General features: G+C 67.3%; 15 protein-coding genes. 4 read left to right on the top strand and 11 right to left on the bottom strand.

Annotated elements, in window-relative coordinates; all coding sequences use genetic code 11:
* Positions 1 to 82 precede the first annotated feature (82 nt).
* The 5 genes from ABLE94_RS19450 to ABLE94_RS19430 all read right to left on the bottom strand — a co-directional run bounded on the left by ABLE94_RS19450 (position 83) and on the right by ABLE94_RS19430 (position 4,395).
* Positions 83 to 1,030 carry a Ppx/GppA phosphatase family protein gene (locus ABLE94_RS19450; protein WP_348809569.1) on the bottom strand — a complete coding sequence of 316 codons (948 nt, stop codon included), beginning with the start codon at positions 1,028 to 1,030 and terminating at the stop codon, positions 83 to 85.
* Entirely contained in the window at positions 1,027 to 1,551 is a 525-nt protein-coding gene (locus tag ABLE94_RS19445) for a DUF501 domain-containing protein (protein ID WP_348809568.1), read from the bottom strand. The genes ABLE94_RS19450 and ABLE94_RS19445 overlap by 4 nt, the downstream gene beginning before the upstream one ends.
* 35 nt (positions 1,552 to 1,586) lie before the next feature.
* The gene (locus tag ABLE94_RS19440) at positions 1,587 to 2,234 is read right to left on the bottom strand and encodes an FtsB family cell division protein (protein WP_348802864.1); all 648 of its coding nucleotides are present in this window, start codon (positions 2,232 to 2,234) and stop codon (positions 1,587 to 1,589) included.
* A gap of 13 nt (positions 2,235 to 2,247) precedes the next feature.
* Positions 2,248 to 3,531 carry a phosphopyruvate hydratase gene (eno, locus tag ABLE94_RS19435; RefSeq protein ID WP_348802865.1) on the bottom strand — a complete coding sequence of 428 codons (1,284 nt, stop codon included), beginning with the start codon at positions 3,529 to 3,531 and terminating at the stop codon, positions 2,248 to 2,250.
* A 102-nt stretch (positions 3,532 to 3,633) separates the two neighbouring features.
* Positions 3,634 to 4,395: a lytic transglycosylase domain-containing protein gene (locus ABLE94_RS19430; protein ID WP_348802866.1), complete on the bottom strand. Its 762-nt coding sequence runs from the start codon at positions 4,393 to 4,395 to the stop codon at positions 3,634 to 3,636.
* Positions 4,396 to 4,686: 291 nt separating this feature from the next.
* On the opposite strand from ABLE94_RS19430, the gene efeU reads away from it, so the two are divergent.
* Genes efeU through efeB form a run of 4 tightly spaced genes read left to right on the top strand, consistent with a single transcriptional unit; the run spans position 4,687 to position 8,893 of the window.
* Positions 4,687 to 6,003: an iron uptake transporter permease EfeU gene (efeU, locus tag ABLE94_RS19425; RefSeq protein ID WP_348802867.1), complete on the top strand. Its 1,317-nt coding sequence runs from the start codon at positions 4,687 to 4,689 to the stop codon at positions 6,001 to 6,003.
* 33 nt (positions 6,004 to 6,036) lie between these two features.
* Positions 6,037 to 6,396, top strand: coding sequence for a hypothetical protein (locus ABLE94_RS19420; RefSeq protein ID WP_348802868.1), 360 nt, complete (start codon positions 6,037 to 6,039; stop codon positions 6,394 to 6,396).
* The gene (gene efeO, locus ABLE94_RS19415) at positions 6,393 to 7,580 is read left to right on the top strand and encodes an iron uptake system protein EfeO (RefSeq protein WP_348802869.1); all 1,188 of its coding nucleotides are present in this window, start codon (positions 6,393 to 6,395) and stop codon (positions 7,578 to 7,580) included. Before ABLE94_RS19420 ends, efeO begins: the two co-directional genes overlap by 4 nt.
* Positions 7,580 to 8,893, top strand: coding sequence for an iron uptake transporter deferrochelatase/peroxidase subunit (gene efeB, locus ABLE94_RS19410; RefSeq protein ID WP_425476250.1), 1,314 nt, complete (start codon positions 7,580 to 7,582; stop codon positions 8,891 to 8,893). The genes efeO and efeB overlap by 1 nt, the downstream gene beginning before the upstream one ends.
* Positions 8,894 to 8,969: 76 nt before the next feature.
* On the opposite strand, the gene ABLE94_RS19405 is transcribed toward efeB, so the two are convergent.
* The 6 genes from ABLE94_RS19405 to ABLE94_RS19380 form a co-directional block, all read right to left on the bottom strand.
* The gene (locus tag ABLE94_RS19405; protein ID WP_348802872.1) at positions 8,970 to 9,899 is read right to left on the bottom strand and encodes a formylglycine-generating enzyme family protein; all 930 of its coding nucleotides are present in this window, start codon (positions 9,897 to 9,899) and stop codon (positions 8,970 to 8,972) included.
* Entirely contained in the window at positions 9,896 to 11,800 is a 1,905-nt protein-coding gene (cysC, locus tag ABLE94_RS19400) for an adenylyl-sulfate kinase (protein WP_348802873.1), read from the bottom strand. Before cysC ends, ABLE94_RS19405 begins: the two co-directional genes overlap by 4 nt.
* Positions 11,800 to 12,765, bottom strand: coding sequence for a sulfate adenylyltransferase subunit CysD (cysD, locus tag ABLE94_RS19395; protein ID WP_348802875.1), 966 nt, complete (start codon positions 12,763 to 12,765; stop codon positions 11,800 to 11,802). The genes cysC and cysD overlap by 1 nt, the downstream gene beginning before the upstream one ends.
* Positions 12,762 to 13,559 carry a trehalose 2-sulfotransferase gene (gene stf0 / locus ABLE94_RS19390; RefSeq protein ID WP_348802877.1) on the bottom strand — a complete coding sequence of 266 codons (798 nt, stop codon included), beginning with the start codon at positions 13,557 to 13,559 and terminating at the stop codon, positions 12,762 to 12,764. The genes cysD and stf0 overlap by 4 nt, the downstream gene beginning before the upstream one ends.
* Positions 13,560 to 13,679: 120 nt before the next feature.
* Positions 13,680 to 15,152, bottom strand: coding sequence for a sulfatase family protein (locus ABLE94_RS19385; RefSeq protein WP_348802878.1), 1,473 nt, complete (start codon positions 15,150 to 15,152; stop codon positions 13,680 to 13,682).
* Positions 15,153 to 15,354: 202 nt separating this feature from the next.
* Positions 15,355 to 16,338 (bottom strand): nucleoside triphosphate pyrophosphohydrolase, encoded by a 984-nt coding sequence (locus tag ABLE94_RS19380; protein ID WP_348802879.1) that lies wholly within the window; start codon positions 16,336 to 16,338, stop codon positions 15,355 to 15,357.
* Positions 16,339 to 16,377: the final 39 nt, after the last annotated feature.

Below are 16,377 nucleotides of genomic sequence, written 5' to 3'. Positions count from 1 at the left end.
CGAGGCGGCTCGACCAACGGAAAACCGGCCACACCCACCAGCCACCTCCCGACCAACGGGACACACACGACCGGTGAGACAGTCAGTCCAGTAGCCCCAACGCGATCCCGTCGAGGATGTCGTGTTCGCTGACGACGAGTTCGGTGATCCCGGCCCGCTCGGCGAGTTGCCGCGCCAACTCCATGGTCACCAGCGAACCGCCACCGATCACGTCGACGCGACCCGGGTGCATCGGCCCCAAGGCGGCGCGTTCGGCTCGTGTCATCGCCACCAGTCGACGGCAGACCGCGTCGAGGTCGTCGAGCGGCACGGTCGACAGGTGGATCACGTCGGAGTCGTATTCGGTCAGGCCGAGGTGCAGGGCCGCGAGGGTGGTCAGGGTGCCGGCGACGCCGACCCAGGTGTGAGCGCGCTCGACGGGCACCGCCGCGAATGCCGGTGCCAGCCGCTCCCGGATGAACTCCTCGGCGGCAGCGACCTCGCCGGCCGTCGGCGGGTCCGATGGCAACGCACGTTCGGTGACGCGGACACATCCGATGTTCGCCGAGTACCCGACGATCACCTCATGTCCGTCGCCGGCGACCACCTCGGTGGAACCTCCGCCCAGATCGGTCACGACGAAAGGCCCACGGGCCGAGTCGAGTTCGCTCACCGCACCCCGAAACGAGAGGCGCGCCTCCTCGTCTCCGGATATCACCTCGGCGACGGCGCCGGGAACCACGGTACCGAGCAACCGGGCCGTCATCGCGAAGAAGTCGTCGCGGTTGGACGCGTCCCGGGTGGCCGAGGTCGCCACCATCCGGACGCGTTCGACGCCGGCGTCCACCATCGCGTCGACGTAGTCCGACAACGCTGCCCGCGTCCGCTCGAGCGCTTCGTCGGCGAACATGCCGGTGGCGTCGACGCCCTGCCCGAGTCGGACGACACGCATCTCGCGGCGGATGTCGGTCAGTCGGCCGTCCTCGGCCGGACGCGCGATCAGCAGGCGGATGGAGTTGGTGCCGCAATCCACGGCGCCGACGACGGTCATGACGGGTCGCCTTCGGCCGGTGCGGTGTACGGCGGCCAGTCCGCCGGGATCGCGCTACCCCGGAGACCGGAATCTGCTGCCAGCGCGACGGACTCGTCACCGAGCGGGTTGACCCCCGGCCCCTTCGCAAGCGAGTGGGCGATGAGCACGTGCAGGCATTTGACCCGGTCCGGCATCCCTCCGCCGGTGAAATCCGTTCCGAGAGAGTCGATCTCGTCACGTTCGGCGAGGTAGGACTCGTGCGCGCGGCGATAGGCGGCGGCCAGTTCGGGGTCCGCGGACAGCCGTGCGGTCATCTCTTTCATGACCCCGGCCGACTCCTGCCGGCTCGCTTCGGCGGTCAGCCGTGGATCGGTCAGGTAGTACAGGGTCGGAAACGGCGTGCCGTCGGGCAGGCGCGGTCGCGTCTTGATGACCGCCGGCTGCCCATCGGGGGTGCGGTAGCTGACCTCGATCGCCCCGCGCGGTTCACGTCCCAGCTGCGCGGTCACGATCGCCAGATCGTCGTCAGAGATGCTCACGAGTGGATAACCCTACCGGCCCGGCGAGGCGTGGCTCACCGGTCGTCGTCGGGTGGCGTCGACACCGACTCCCACAGATTGCCGTACCAGGGGTTGCGGGCGTGCTGCTCGGCGGCCTGCTGTTGCGCCTGCCGCTCCGCGTCGCCGGGGTACATCATCACCAGCGGGGTCTCGCCGGGGCGCACGAACTGCAGACGCGCCCTGGCCTGCGCCTCGACGTACGCAGGGTCGCCCTGCTCGTTCACCTTCTGCTGGTAGTAGGCTTCTTGTTCGCGCAGTTGGGCGTTGGATTCGACGATCTGGTTGTACTCGGTGCGGCCCGCATAGTAGTTGCGCAGCGACGGTGCCAACGCGACGATCACGACACCGAGGACCAGCGCCAGGACGACCGCCCGCTTGGCATCCATCCGCCGGACCCGTCCGGCGATCGTCTGCGTGACGGGGGGACGGCGTCGGGGAAGGCGACTCGGCCGTGGACGGTCGTCGGTGATCTCGTCGACGATTCCGACGTCATCGGAGTGGATTTCCTGCTCGCCGGTCTCGATCACCGAGACCGGACGACGCGACGTCGACGACGACGAGCGGCGGGCGCGGCGGGCTCGTTCCGTGGAACGCGAATCCCGAGCGGATCCGTTCGCCCGCCGACGCCGATCGTCGCGGGAACGCCCATAGCCCTCTGCCATGGGCCCTAGCTAATCACGAACCAAACGAGAACCGGGGGAAGGCGAGGTCCCCGGCGTAGCGTGCCGCGTCACCGAGGCCTTCCTCGATGCGCAGCAGCTGGTTGTACTTGGCGACGCGCTCACTGCGGGCCGGGGCACCGGTCTTGATCTGACCGCTGGCACACGCCACGGCGAGGTCGGCGATGGTGGTGTCCTCGGTCTCACCGGACCGGTGGCTCATCATCGTCTTGTAGCTGTTGTTGTGGGCCAGGGCGACCGCGTCCAGCGTCTCGGTGAGCGTGCCGATCTGGTTCACCTTCACCAGCAGCGCGTTGGCGATGCCCTTGGAGATGCCCTCCTCGAGGCGCTCCGGGTTGGTGACGAACAGGTCGTCACCGACCAGCTGCACCTTGTCGCCGATGGCCTCGGTGAGCTTGGCCCAGCCGTCCCAGTCGTCCTCGGCCAGTCCGTCCTCGATCGACACGATCGGGAAGTCGGCGACCAGCTTCTCGTAGTACGGCACCATCTCGTCGGACGAGTAGTCCTTGCCCTCGAGCTTGTAGACACCGTCGGAGAAGAACTCGGTAGCGGCCGCGTCCAGCGCGATCACGATGTCCTTGCCGAAGTTGTAGCCGGCCTTGCCGACGGCCTCGCCGATCACCGAGATCGCGGCGTCGGTGTTGGCCAGGTCGGGGGCGAATCCACCCTCGTCGCCGAGCGCGGTGGCCAGTCCCTGCTTGTGCAGCACCGACTTGAGCGCGTGGTAGACCTCGGCGCCGGCCCGCAGGGCCTCCTTGAAGGTGGGTGCGCCGACCGGGCAGATCATGAACTCCTGGAAGTCGATGCCGTTGTCGGCGTGCTCACCACCGTTGATGATGTTCATGCAGGGCACAGGGAGGATGTGCGCGTTGGGTCCGCCGACGTAGCGGAACAGCGGCAGGCCCGCCGATTCGGCGGCGCCCTTGGCCACGGCGAGGGAGACACCGAGGATGGCGTTGGCGCCGATGCGGCTTTTGTCGGGGGTGCCGTCGCAGTCCAGGAGTGCCTGATCGACCAGACGCTGCTCCTCGGCGTCGATACCGATCACGGCCGGGGCCAGCTCACCGAGGACACCCTCGACGGCCTTGGTGACGCCCTTGCCGTTGTAGCGCTCGCCACCGTCACGCAACTCGACGGCCTCGTGTTCACCCGTCGAGGCACCCGACGGAACGGCGGCACGAGTGAAGGTTCCATCGTCGAGAACGACCTCGACCTCGACGGTCGGGTTGCCTCGCGAATCGAGAATCTCGCGTGCGCCAACCTGTTCGATGATTGCCACGGTGTAGCCCCTTCGATGAACGGGTCGGCGACATCTTGGGGCGCCGACGGGTACGCGTCAAAGCCTAGAACATGTGCGCCGATTCTTCCGGCGAGGAGGGGATCAGTATCGGACGTTCACCGAATACGCGTTGGCGTGGTCGCGGACATTGATGACGTAGGCCATCGAATTGTTGTAGACCATCACCGCTTTCTCCCATCCGGCCGCGGTGGTCATGTCACCGCCGGAGGACACGCAGAGATACCGTGCCGCCGACAACGCCGCGTCGTCGATGTTGTCGGGGTCGACCTTGCCGTCGCCGTTGGCGTCGACGCCGTAGCGGGTCCAGGTCTCGGGGATGAACTGGAACGGACCCATCGCCCGATCATGCGTGGAGTCGCCGTCGAGTCGACCCTGATCGGTGTCGGGGATCTCCAGGTTGCCGCGCGTACCGTCCAGTGGCACCCCGCGGATGGGTGGTGAGGTGTCGCCGTTGGCCGCGACACGCGCGCCCCGGTAGGTGCCGTGTTTGCTCTCCACCCCACCGATGCCGGCCAGCGTCGTCCACCCGATGCCGCACTCGGGATGTTGCTGCCGTTGGATCTCGGCCGCGTTGCCGTAGGCCTCCAGCGACACCAGTGGGATACCGGTCGCCTCGGAGATCGGCGTCGCCCACTGCACCATCTCCGCCGCGGTGCGTCCGGGGGCATCGATGTCGATGTAGGGCTGCGGGGTGCCCATCGCCGGCGGGATGCCGTCGGGGATGTCGGGCCGGTTCAGCGACGGCAGATCCAGGCAACTGGTCAACGTCAGCGAACCGATGACCGCGAGCACCGCCGATGCCGCCACCACGGTACGTCTGCGCACTCCCCTACCCCCGTACATCACTGCACCTCACCGCTACTCACACCTGTGGACTTCACAGCCTGGACAAACAAACGAATCAGGGTGACACATCGGGCACCGGATCGCCACATCGCGGCGTCGCCGTGGGGCCGATGGTCCCGACTTACTTCTCAACTCCGGCCACGCCGTTCCGGTTCCCCATCCGAGGCGCTACTGTCATCGGTTAGCCTCACCAAACGACGGACCTCCGTCGCGGCCGAGCGATAACCGAAAGTCAGAACATGGAGCCGACGTCGGGCGCCACGCCCACATTGGTCACGGCCGTCAACCGTGATCCGGCATCCCGGCCAGGCTCCGGCAACTCCGGCATTTCCGGCCCGACCCGGATGGGGTGGCCGTGCTCGCGACACGATCATCGGACTCCGCGAGGGCCTGGAGGCCGCCCTCATCGTCGGCATCATCGCGGCGTTCCTGCGCCGGCAGAACCGCACCGACGCCCTGCGCTGGATGTGGGTGGGCGTCGTTGTGGCCGTTGCCATCTGCGTCGCCGTGGCCCTCGGCCTCGAAGTTCTCTCCCGCGATCTCCCGCAACGCCAGCAGGAGGCACTGGAGACCGTCATCGGGGTGATCGCCGTCGCGATGGTCACCTACATGATCGTGTGGATGCGTGAGCACTCACGAGACCTCAAGGGAGACTTGGAGTCTGCCGCCTCCGACGCGATGGCCGATGGTTCGGCGACGGCGTTCGTGCTGATGGCGTTTCTCGCAGTGTTGCGGGAAGGGCTGGAGACCGCTGTCTTTCTGGTCGCCGCCTTCAACGCCTGCGGAAACGCGGTGCCCTCGGCCGCCGGCGCGATCATCGGTATCGGGATCGCCATCGCGCTCGGCTACGGAATCTACCGCGGTGGCGTCCGGATCAACCTGGCACGCTTCTTCAAGGTCACCGGCCTGCTGCTCGTCCTGGTGGCGGCGGGCCTGGTGATGACGGCCCTGCACACCGCCCACGAAGCCGGCTGGCTCGACGCCGGCCAGCAGCAGATCCTCGACCTGAGTTGGCTGGTGCGGCCGGGATCGGTGCAGTCGTCGCTGCTGACCGGCGTGCTCGGGTTGCAACCCAAACCGGTGCTGATCGAGGTTGTCGGCTGGGTGCTCTACGTGCTGATCGTCGGTGGGATCGTGTTGTGGCCCGCCGGAAAACCGTTCCCTCGTCGTCGGGTCGGTCTCGTCTCGGGTGCTCTGGCCGCCGGTGCCGCGGTCGCGGCGCTGGTCGTGTTCCTGACCGCGCCCGCCACGCCGTCATTGCCACCCACCACGTTGGCCATGTCCGTCACCCAGGCGCCCACCACCAGCGGAATCCTCGCCGGTACGACGATGCGGGCACCCGATGGTGTCGCGGTGACCGTCGACGACGCCACCGCGGAGTCGGCGACCGGCTCCCTGCAGTCCGGTGACGTGACCACGCCGATGCCCCGGCTCAGTGCGATCGCCCCCACGACATTCGGCACCGTGGCCGCACCGGGCTACACCCAGGTGATCAGCCCCGCCATCCCCGTCGACGCCCTGGTGACCGGCGCGCCCACCACCGTCACCCTCGCCCAGGTGGTCGCCGCCAACGACGGACGCATCCCGGTCGGCCTCGACACATAGAAGTTCGGCGCGTCCGCCCCCGTCGTGTACGCGGTGACCGCGACGGTGACCGTCGCGCTCGACCCGTACTTCCATCGACCGCTGGCCGCACGGGTGATCTACGCGATCACCGCCACGGCCACCCCGGAGCGCGGCGCTGCGACGGTACTGGGCAGGGTCGGCACCGTCACCGCGAGTCATGAGCCCACCTCCGTCGAACTCACCGCCCTCGACAGCGCTCACACACAGCAGCTCGATCACGAATCGCAGGGCGTGCGAATCCCGTTGACACTGACCGTCGTCGCCGTCGTCCTCGCATTGGTGGCAGCCGCCCTGCTGTTCATCCGACGACACCGAACCCAAGACCCGGCCGCTACCGAAGCGCCGTTGGAGGAAAAGGAGCACACCCGATGAAGGCAATGCGACTCGTCGCCACAGGGGCGTCTGTGGTGGCCCTCGCCGGCGTCGCCGCCTGCAGCAGCAGCGACGACGATTCGTCGAGCGAGGCCAAGACCGTCACGGTCGAGATGACCAACGACGGCTGCACGGTGACTCCGGACAAGGTCGAGGCCGGCCCGATCACGTTCGAGATCAAGAACACCAACGCGGCAGCGGTCAGCGAAGTGGAATTGTTGCAGGACGGCAAGATCCTCGCCGAACGCGAGAACATCGCACCCGGAATGGCCGCAACGTCGTTCTCCCACAAGCTCGACGGCGGCACCTACGAGATCTACTGCCCCGGCGCGACCACGGAGAAGACCACCTTCACGGTGACCGGGCAGGCCGCCCAGGCATCCGGCACCGTCGCCGATCAGCTCAACGCTGCGGCCGCCGAGTACAAGCAGTACGTCATCACCCAGGTCAACAGTCTGGTCACCGCCACCGAGGCACTCAACACCGCGGTCCAGGCCGGAGATGTCAGCGCCGCCAAGGACGCCTACATCAAGGCCCGGCCCTACTACGAACGCATCGAACCGATCGCCGGAACCTTCTGCGCCAACGGTGCCGCCGATTGCTCCACCGACAACGCCGTCAACCTCGACGTCGCGATCGACGCACGTCCGGATGCGGTCGGTCCGGGCGACACGTGGGAAGGCTTCCACGTCATCGAGAAGCAACTGTGGGAGGCCGGCAACCTCGACGGAATGCAGCAGGTGTCCCAGACCCTGCTGACCAACGTCAAGGATCTGCAGCGACTGGTCAACGAGCCGGGCTTCGAGGTCAAGCCCGCCGACATCATCAACGGTGCCGGCGACCTGCTCGACGAGGTCTCGACCACCAAGCTGACCGGCGAGGAAGAGGCGTACAGCCACATCGACTTCGTCGACATGCAGGCCAACATCGAGGGTAGTCAGCAGGCCTTCGCCATCGTCAAACCTGCTCTGAATCAGATCGATCCGCAGTTGACGACGACCATCCAGCAGGCCTTCGACAAGGTCGACGACCTCGTCGACTCCTTCCGTGACCCCAACGCGCCCGGCGGATTCAAGCCGTTCGGCCAGGTCACCGAGGAGCAGAAGCGCGAGATGGCCGCGGCCATCATCGCCGTCAAGGATCCGCTGTCTCAGGCCGGTGGCAAGATCGCCGCAGCCAGCTGATGAGCACCGCCGACACGCCAGAACCCGACCCCGCCGAACCGCGCACCGGGAGGAGCCGTGGGGTGAACCGTCGCGGCTTCCTCACCGGCGCCGGGATCGCGGGTGCGGGCCTGGCGGTCGGCGGGGCCGCCGGCGCCGGGATCACCTACGCGCTGACCGCCGACGACTCGCTGGACACCGCCGACCAGTCGGTACCGTTCTACGGTCCGCATCAGGCAGGAATCATCACCCGCCAACAGAATTCGTTGGTGTTCGCGGCGTTCGACCTGAAGGACACCGTCACCGTCGACACCCTCGAGGTGATGCTGGCGCGGTGGGCGGCGGCGGCCAGCCTGCTCGTCGAGGGCAAACCGGTCGGGCCGGTCGAATCCCGGCCGCAGTCGCCGCCGGCCGATACCGGCGAGGCCTTCGACCTCGGCCCGAACCTGCTGACGGTCACCGTCGGCTTCGGGCCGACGTTGTTCGACGACCGGCTCGGCCTGCAATCGAAGATGCCTTCCGCACTGAAACCGTTGGGGCAGTTGGCCGTCGACACCACGATCGATCCCACCATCAGCGGTGGTGACATCTGCATCCAGGCGTGTTCGGAGGATCCGCAGGTCGCCTTCCACGCGGTGCGCAATCTCGCGCGGATCGGCCGCAACGTGGTCACTCTGCGGTGGCTGCAGGAGGGTTTCGGTCGCGCATCGGCCACCACCACATCCCAGGTCACACCCCGAAACCTGCTGGGATTCAAGGACGGTACCGCCAACATCAAGGCCGAGGAACCGGCCGTCGCCGACGAGTGGGTGTGGGTGGGCGACGAGACCGATCAGGCCTGGATGACCGGCGGCAGCTACCTCGTCACCCGCAAGATCCGGATGCACATCGAGGCGTGGGACTCCGACGACATCTCCGACCAGGAACGGATCTTCGGTCGTATCAAGGATTCCGGCGCGCCACTGTCGGGCGGTGAGGAGTTCACCGACCTCGACTTCGCGGTCAAGGACAGTTCGGGCCAGACCAAGATCGACCGCTTCTCCCACGTTCGTCTCGCCCACCCGGACAGCAACGGCGGGGCCCAGATCCTGCGTCGCGGCTACAACTACACCGACGGAATCGACACGCGCACCGGAACACTCGCCGCGGGGTTGTTCTTCATGGCCTACCAGAAGAACGCGCACGATCAGTTCGCACGAATCCAGAACAACCTCGCCCAGGATGCGCTGAACGAGTACATCTCCCCGATCTCGAGTTCACTGTGGGCGGTCCCACCGGGCCTGAAGGAGATCGGCGATTGGTACGGCAAGACCATGCTCGGGTACCGGGGCTGAGTGAATCGGATTCCTGTTGCAGCACAGTCGATAATCTGAGGCGCCCACTCGACGCGCATGGGCGCCCACTCGACGGCTAGGCCGAGCCGACGGTACGGAAACCGATGTTGCCCGTGGATGTTTCGGGAGTGTTGTGTGAGCGTGCCGCCACCCGGTAGCGGTAGCAGTAGGAGTCGTGGCAGAGGTGACTGCCGCCGCGCAGGACGCGTGACCGCCCGCGTTCGGAGCCGATCGGATCGTCGGCCGGCGCCGTGCGATAGGCCCGCGCACTGAACCGATCGGCGCACCATTCCCAGACGTTGCCGACCATCTGGTACAGGCCGAATCCGTTGGGCGCGAACGATGTGACGGGCATCGTCCCGACCGGGCCGTCGGGACGGTCGGGGAACTCTCCCGGGAAGATGTTGCACCGCGGATCATCTGAGGTCGGGTGCTCATCGCCCCAGGGAAACCGGGCGCCGTCGAGCCCACCGCGTGCGGCGTACTCCCACTGCGATTCGGTGGGCAGTGCACGTCCGGCCCACGCGCAGTATGCGAGCGCGTCCCGATGGGAGACGTGCACCACCGGGTGATCGGCACGACCGGCGAGGTCGCTGCCGGGTCCGAACGGGTGATCCCAGGTGGCACCGGGGACGTCGATCCACCAGGGGGTGCCGACGATCCGGACACCGGCCTCCCCCGACACATGTCCCGTCGGCACGTGCCCGGCGAACACCGCCGACGAGCCGAATCGTTGCGCATCGGTGAGGTGACCGGTGTCGGCGACGAACACACCGAATGCCTCGTTGGTGACGGTGGTGGTGTCGATCTCGAACGCGCTCAGCGTCACTCGATGAACCGGGGTCTCGCCGTCGGTGCGGTACCCCTCGTCGAACGCGTCGCCCATGGCGAATTCGCCCGCCGGGATGGCCACCGACTCGATTCCATGGCTGCCGCCGGACGTCGGCACACCTACCGCGGAGTCCTCCTCGCGCTGGGCGTCACGTTCCGGGTGGCAACAACTCACTCCTCGATGATGCCCCGTTGCGCCAGCAGCGCCAGTACCCGACCGGCGAGTTCGTCGATGTCGGCTCCGGTGGTGTCGAATCGCAGGTCCGGATTCAGCGGCTTCTCGTACGGTGCGTCGATACCGGTGAGGCCCTTGAGTTCACCGCGCCGAGCCCGCGCGTACAGGCCCTTCGGGTCGCGACGTTCACATTCGCCGACCGGGGTGGACACGTGCACCTCGACGAAGTCCAGGTCGGCGGCGTGGTGCAGTTCCCGTGCGATCTCCCGATCGGAATGCAAGGGCGAGACCATCGACGCGATCGCGATGACCCCGGCGTCGGCGAACAGTCGGGCGAGATGGCCGACCCGGCGGATGTTCTCGGCCCGGTCCCCCGGCGAGAAGCCCAGGTCGTCGGAGATGCCGTGCCGGATATTGTCACCGTCGACGAGATAGGCCACCCGCGTGCGGTTGACCAGTTCTCGTTCCAGCGCGACGGCCACCGTCGATTTCCCCGAGGCGGGCAGTCCGGTCAGCCACACCGTGGCGCCCCGCTGTCCGGTCTTGGCCCACCGTTCCGAGCGGTTGAGTGAACTCGGGTGCCACTTGATGTCGTTGCGGGTGGCCTTGCCGGGGATGACCTCTCGCGGTTCGAGAATGGTGCCGGCACCGACGGTGTCGTTGGAGGATTCATCGATCAGGATGAAGGCGCCGGTGTCCCGGTTCTCGATGTAGCGGTCGGCCACCACGACCGACGACGTACGCAGCGTGACGGTGCCGATGTCGTTGAGGCCCAACTCTGTTGGTCCGACGACCTCGAGGAGCGACTCCGGGTCGAGGCGGCGTTCGAGCGAGCCTACGGTGGCGCGGACCGTGTGTGCGCCCTGCTTGAGCGCAACCCGATCGCCGGCATGCAGCGGCGCCTCCGACAGCCAGCACAGCGTGGCCGACAACTCGCGCGCCGGCACCGGCCGATGCGCATCCTCGGCGCCGCTGATGAGGACATCACCGCGGCCGATGTCGATCTCGTCGGCCAGTTGCACCGACACCGACAGGCCCGCCACCGCGACGTCGCGCCGCGGATCGAGGGTGTCGAGTGCGGTGACGACGCTGCGTGAGCCGGAGGGCAACACCGTCACCGGATCGCCGACGGCCAGGGTGCCGGCGGCCACCCGTCCGGTGTAGTTGCGTTTGCCGTCGGGACCGGGCCGCGACACCCATTGCACCGGCAGCCGGAGTTCCCGCGGCTGCGGCGACGGTGCCTGCAGCTCCACCGATTCCAGGTACTCCAGCAGGGTCGGACCGGAGTACCACGGAGTGTGGGACGAGCGGTGCACGACGTTGTCGCCGATCTTGGCGGCCACCGGGATCGCGAGGATCTCACCGATCCCGAGCTGGACAGCGAGTTCGGTCAGGTCTGCCTGCAACTCGTCGAATCGTTCCTGCGAGAAGTCGACGAGGTCGATCTTGTTCACCGCCGCAATGACGTGCGGGACGCCGACGAGGGTGGCGATCCGCGCGTGGCGACGGGTCTGACGCTGCAATCCTTTTCGGGCGTCGACGAGCAGGACCGCGACGTGCGCATTGGAGGCACCGGTGAAGGTGTTGCGGGTGTAGCGCTCGTGACCGGGCGTGTCGGCGAGGACGTAACTGCGTGTGTCGCTGGAGAAGAAGCGGTAGGCGACATCGATGGTGATGCCCTGCTCCCGCTCGGCGCGCAGCCCGTCCGATAAGGCCGCCAGGTCGACGTCACCGTCGTCGGAGGTCACCCCGGCGAGGTGATCGGTGGGCAGGCTGCCGGTGTCGTGGAGTAGTCGGCCGATCAGTGTCGACTTGCCGTCGTCGACGCTGCCGGCGGTTGCCAGGCGCAGGATCTGCCGGTTGGTGGTCGGTCGATGGGGCCGTGCGACAGCGGTGCTCATCAGAAGTAGCCCTCTCGTTTACGGTCTTCCATGGCGGCCGACGATGTCCGGTCGTCGGCGCGGGTCTCGCCGCGTTCGGAGACGGTCGCCTCGCTGATCTCGGCGATGATCTCGGGGATGGTGGTGGCGCGTGAGCGCACCGCCCCGGTGATCGTCAGATCACCGACGGTGCGGTAGCGCACCCATTCGGTGCTCACCTCGTCGGCCGCGCCCGGCTGCGAGAACTCGGACACCGCAAGGAGAATGCCGTCCCGGTCGAACACCTCACGCTCGGCGGCGTAGTAGATGGACGGCAGGTCGAGTTGCTCGAGTTCGATGTAGCGCCAGATGTCGGTCTCGGTCCAGTTCGACAGCGGGAAGACGCGGACCGACTCCCCCTTCCGGATGCGGCCGTTGTACAACGACCACGGTTCCGGGCGTTGCGCCCGCGGATCCCACTGGCCGAATTCGTCACGGAAGCTGAACACGCGTTCCTTGGCGCGGGCGCGGTCCTCGTCGCGGCGCGCACCGCCGAAGGCGGCGTCGAATCCGCCTTCCTCCAATGCATCGAGCAGCACCCGGGTCTGCAGGCGGTTGCGTGATCCGGACGGGTCGGTCGATTCGGCGATCCGGCCGGCGGCGATCGCATCGGGAACCGACGCCACGATCAGTTTGATGCCGGAGGGATTCTCCTCGGTCGGCGCCACTCGCCGGTCCCGGAACTCGATCACCTCGTCGAAGTTGTGACCGGTGTCCACATGCAGGATCGGGAACGGCAGCGGGCTCGGCCGAAATGCCTTCTCCGCCAATCGCAATAGGACGATGGAGTCCTTGCCGCCGGAGAACAGCAACACCGGACGCTCGAGTTCGGCGGCCACCTCACGGATGATGTGAACGGATTCCGACTCCAGGATGCGCAGTGCGGCAACATGATCGAATTCCGATGCGGGCGCCGATGTCGGATGGTCGGTGAGGTCGGCGGTCATAGTGGATATCCGTTCTGTTCCGCGTCGGCACGATAGCGCGTGACCCATTCCTTGGATCGCGCATTCGACTGGGGCTTGAGAGGTGGTGGCGGGGCGAGTCCGGGATCGAGGTGCAGGGCTTCGAGTACCACGGCCGTGGTGCCCTGAGGATCCTTGACCAACTCCCCGAACTCGATGTCGATGGCCTCGATCTGTTCCTCGGCGAACCAGCGTCGCCACTGCCGTTCCTGCTCGGACAGGATGGCTGCCAGGTGCGCGATGCCCTCGGCGTTGTACTGCGCCTTCTCGTCGCGGTCGGCCTCGAAATGCGGACCGTGACCGTCGCGCCACACCCGGGTCTGTACCGCACGCCACATCGAGACAGCCTGCGGCACAACATCTTCACGATAGACGTGAACGAAAAGCGGATCGTCGCCGAACAGTTCACGGATGGCCGTGCGCAGGGACCCGGATGCGACGCGGGTCCGCGCGATCAGAAGTGGCGTCTGATTCCACATCAGCTTGCCGCCCCAGACGCCGTTCTGAGTGCGGCCGGCCTCGAGGACATCGGTGCGCCACCGATCGAAGTCGCGAGTGTCGACCTCTCCCGGGTCCACCTCGTCGAGCAGATCCAGGATCGTCGAATCCGTCACTCCGGCAAACCATTCCCGTGGCTGCGGGGACTGTGAGGACGACGTGAGGTACTGGAAGAACTCCTCGGGGGTCCCGGCCACACCGGTGGCGGCGAGGGACTCGACGAGCAGCGTGCTCCCACTGCGCTGACTGGCGCACACGAGGTAGTTCTGGCTGGACACCGGCTCAGTGTAGCCACCTCGAAACCGCCCGCAACCTGGGATTTTACGGCCAGCGCGCGGAAAATCATTGACACCGACGGGCCAGTGTGCGTGCCCGACCGCACGCCGTCGATCCGGCGGTCAGTGCGTGGCGCCCGCCGAGTGTGAGGCGCGAACCACGTCGCCCTCACCGGAGGTGAGATCGCCACTGAGCTCGCGGCGTTCGCCGAGCGGCCGCCGCGACGGAAGTGCCTCCTCGGCAGGGTCTCCGGCCTCGGTCTTCGCGTTGAAGACCGCCATGAACGCTTCGGCGACCGCGGTTCCCTCCGCCTCCGGGGGAAGTGCGTCGCCGGTGGTGCTGCGCCACCGGGCCAGACGCGCCGCGAGGTCGGCGCGGATCTCGGCGTAGTCGGGATCGTCGGCGACGTTCTTTTGCTCATACGGATCGGAAACCAGATCGTAGAGTTCGATGTGCGCGCGGTCCCGGACAGTGATAGCCGGCTCGAGGGATCGTGCGGAGAGACTGTCGGCGATGTCGAGTGGCAGCAACAGTTCGGGACGGTGCGCGTAGTTCTCGATGTAGCTGTGCGTCTTGGTGCGCACGGCCCGGATCGGGTCGAAGGCGTCGTGATAGGTCTTCTCGGTGAAGACCTCCTCACGCACCGCACCGTCGGAGGCGTCCGTCAACTCCGCGGCATGGGAGTCACCGTCGACCGTGTCGGGCAGATCCATCCCGAGCAGGTCGAGAATGGTCGGCGTGAGATCGACCCCGGAGAACAGGTCGTCATAGACCCGCGGGGCGATACCGCGGGCCCGCGGCGGCCGGACGATCAGGGCGACGCCGGTCCCTTCGGCGTACAGCGTGGACTTGGCACGCGGGAACGCCAGACCGTGGTCGGTCACGAAGACGATCCAGGTGTTCTCGGCCAGTCCGAGTTCGTCGACGGTGGCGAGCAGCCGCCCCACCGCGGCGTCGGCCTTGGTGATGCTGCCGTGCAGACCGGCGAGGTCGTCGCGGACGTCACCGGTGTCGGGCAGGAATCCGGGCACCTCGATGTCGGTGGTGTCGGCGGGTGCGTACTCGTCGTCGGGGTAGGGACGGTGCGTCTCGAAGAATCCGGCCGTCAACAGGAACGGCCGGTTTCCGCCGGCCTCGACGTGACGCCGCAGCCACCACTGCGATTCACCGACGACGTAGTCACACCGTGAGTCGGAGACATCCACCGAGTCGAAGCCGATGCTGGTGGGATCGGTGCTCTCGTGCTGCATGCCGAAGAGCACCGTGCGGTACCCGTGACCACCCAGCAGAGCCGGAAGCGTCTGCACGCCGTCGCGATAGGCGAACCCGTGATGCGCCAGGCCGACGAGCCCGTTGTGGTGCGGATATTCGCCGGTGAACAGTGAACCGCGGGCCGGTGAGCACAGCGGGGCGGTGGCATGTGCGTCAGTGAACCGGATGCCCTCGGCGGCCAGCGCGTCGAGATGGGGGCTCTCGACACCGTCGGCGCCGTAGCACCTCAGGTGGCGACCGAGATCGTGCCAGTGCACCAGGATCACGTTCTCGCGGGTGCTCCGGGTGCCTCCATCGGGGTCGCCTGCGGTGTCGAAAGGCATCCCTCCATGATGCACGGCCGCGTTTTCCCATGTCGTGGGGGTATCGCGGGGCGGGTGCGGGCGGCGGCCTCCGGCCCCGGCCACCACGTTGAAATCACCGTGATCCGAACGTGCACCGTACCGGCGGTGCGCGCGCACCTCCCACCTACACGTCATGCATTCCGCGCGGGTGGGAGTTGAGCATGCAGATGGCATGCTGCCACTACTCGGCCGGGGGTTCGCCGTCGGTTTCGGCGACCGGGGCCGGATCCTCGAACTGCGGTTCCGTTTCCGGTTCCGATTCCGGTACCGCCGTGCCGTCGAGGATCGAGCACCACGCCTCGCGGCTGTCGAGGACGACCTCGTCGGCCCGGGCCTGTTCCTCGACGGCACGCACCTGGGCCATCAGGTCCAGGGTGCGTGCTCGCGCGGCGGCCTCGACGCTGTCGTCTCCGGCGGCCACGGTCACCGTCAGCACTTCCGGATCGATGCGTTCGACGGGATAGCCTGCGGCGGTGAGCCTTTCGAGAACCTTTTGAGTCAGTGCGAGAGCCGGCGCGGTGGTGGCGATCCCGTCGAGTACCGATCCCCGATTCTTCTCGGCGGCCTTGCGCTCTTCCCACTCGCGGATCTGCGTCTCGAGATCGCTGTGCGCCCCGGACAGCACCCCGGGAGTGCGGCGGGTCACCTTATCGGTGAAACTTCTTGCGACAGCATCGATGTCGAACGGCTCGGTCGGATGATCGGCCGCGATACGCGCATGGAACAACACCTGGAGCAGCAGGTCGCCGAGCTCTTCGCGCAGGTGTGCCTGATCGCCGGAGTCGAAGGCGTCGAGGAGCTCGTAGACCTCCTCGAGCAGGTAGCGCCGCAGCGAGGCGTGGGTCTGCTGCGACTCCCACGGACCGTTGCGTCGCAGGGTGTCCATCAGCGCGACGGCGGCCAGCAGGTCACCACCGGCCAGCGGGGTCGCCTCGATGACGGTGTCACCGAGCGCTCTGCGCGCGGCGACCAACCGATGATGCGGATCGGTCGACAACAGTGTGGTTCCCAGGGGTGTCTCGTCGAAGACCGGCTCGAAGTGATCGAGCTCCCACAGGATCGTGGTGGGGACGTCCTCGGTCACATACACCGTTCCGGACAGCTCCGACCGTGCGCGGATCGGGATCATGTCCGGACGCAGCGGATCGAGCAGGACCACCGTCATCGCGGGCACCTTTCACGGAACGTATGTGAGAACACGACA

The organism is Gordonia sp. VNK1 (assembly GCF_040049135.1).
GTDB lineage: Bacteria > Actinomycetota > Actinomycetes > Mycobacteriales > Mycobacteriaceae > Gordonia > Gordonia oleivorans.
Note: the sequence above shows the minus strand (reverse complement) of the source record. Positions and strands in the feature narration are given on the sequence as shown.

Excerpts from the sequence above, each read along its gene's own strand:
- ABLE94_RS19450 (WP_348809569.1), bottom strand. The coding sequence starts at position 1,030 with ATGACCGTCGTCGGCGCCGTGGATTGCGGCACCAACTCCATCCGCCTG.
- ABLE94_RS19440 (WP_348802864.1), bottom strand. The coding sequence starts at position 2,234 with ATGGCAGAGGGCTATGGGCGTTCCCGCGACGATCGGCGTCGGCGGGCG.
- ABLE94_RS19430 (WP_348802866.1), bottom strand. The coding sequence starts at position 4,395 with ATGTACGGGGGTAGGGGAGTGCGCAGACGTACCGTGGTGGCGGCATCG.
- efeO (WP_348802869.1), top strand. The coding sequence starts at position 6,393 with ATGAAGGCAATGCGACTCGTCGCCACAGGGGCGTCTGTGGTGGCCCTC.
- efeB (WP_425476250.1), top strand. The coding sequence starts at position 7,580 with ATGAGCACCGCCGACACGCCAGAACCCGACCCCGCCGAACCGCGCACC.
- cysC (WP_348802873.1), bottom strand. The coding sequence starts at position 11,800 with ATGAGCACCGCTGTCGCACGGCCCCATCGACCGACCACCAACCGGCAG.
- cysD (WP_348802875.1), bottom strand. The coding sequence starts at position 12,765 with ATGACCGCCGACCTCACCGACCATCCGACATCGGCGCCCGCATCGGAA.
- ABLE94_RS19385 (WP_348802878.1), bottom strand. The coding sequence starts at position 15,152 with ATGCCTTTCGACACCGCAGGCGACCCCGATGGAGGCACCCGGAGCACC.
- ABLE94_RS19380 (WP_348802879.1), bottom strand. The coding sequence starts at position 16,338 with ATGACGGTGGTCCTGCTCGATCCGCTGCGTCCGGACATGATCCCGATC.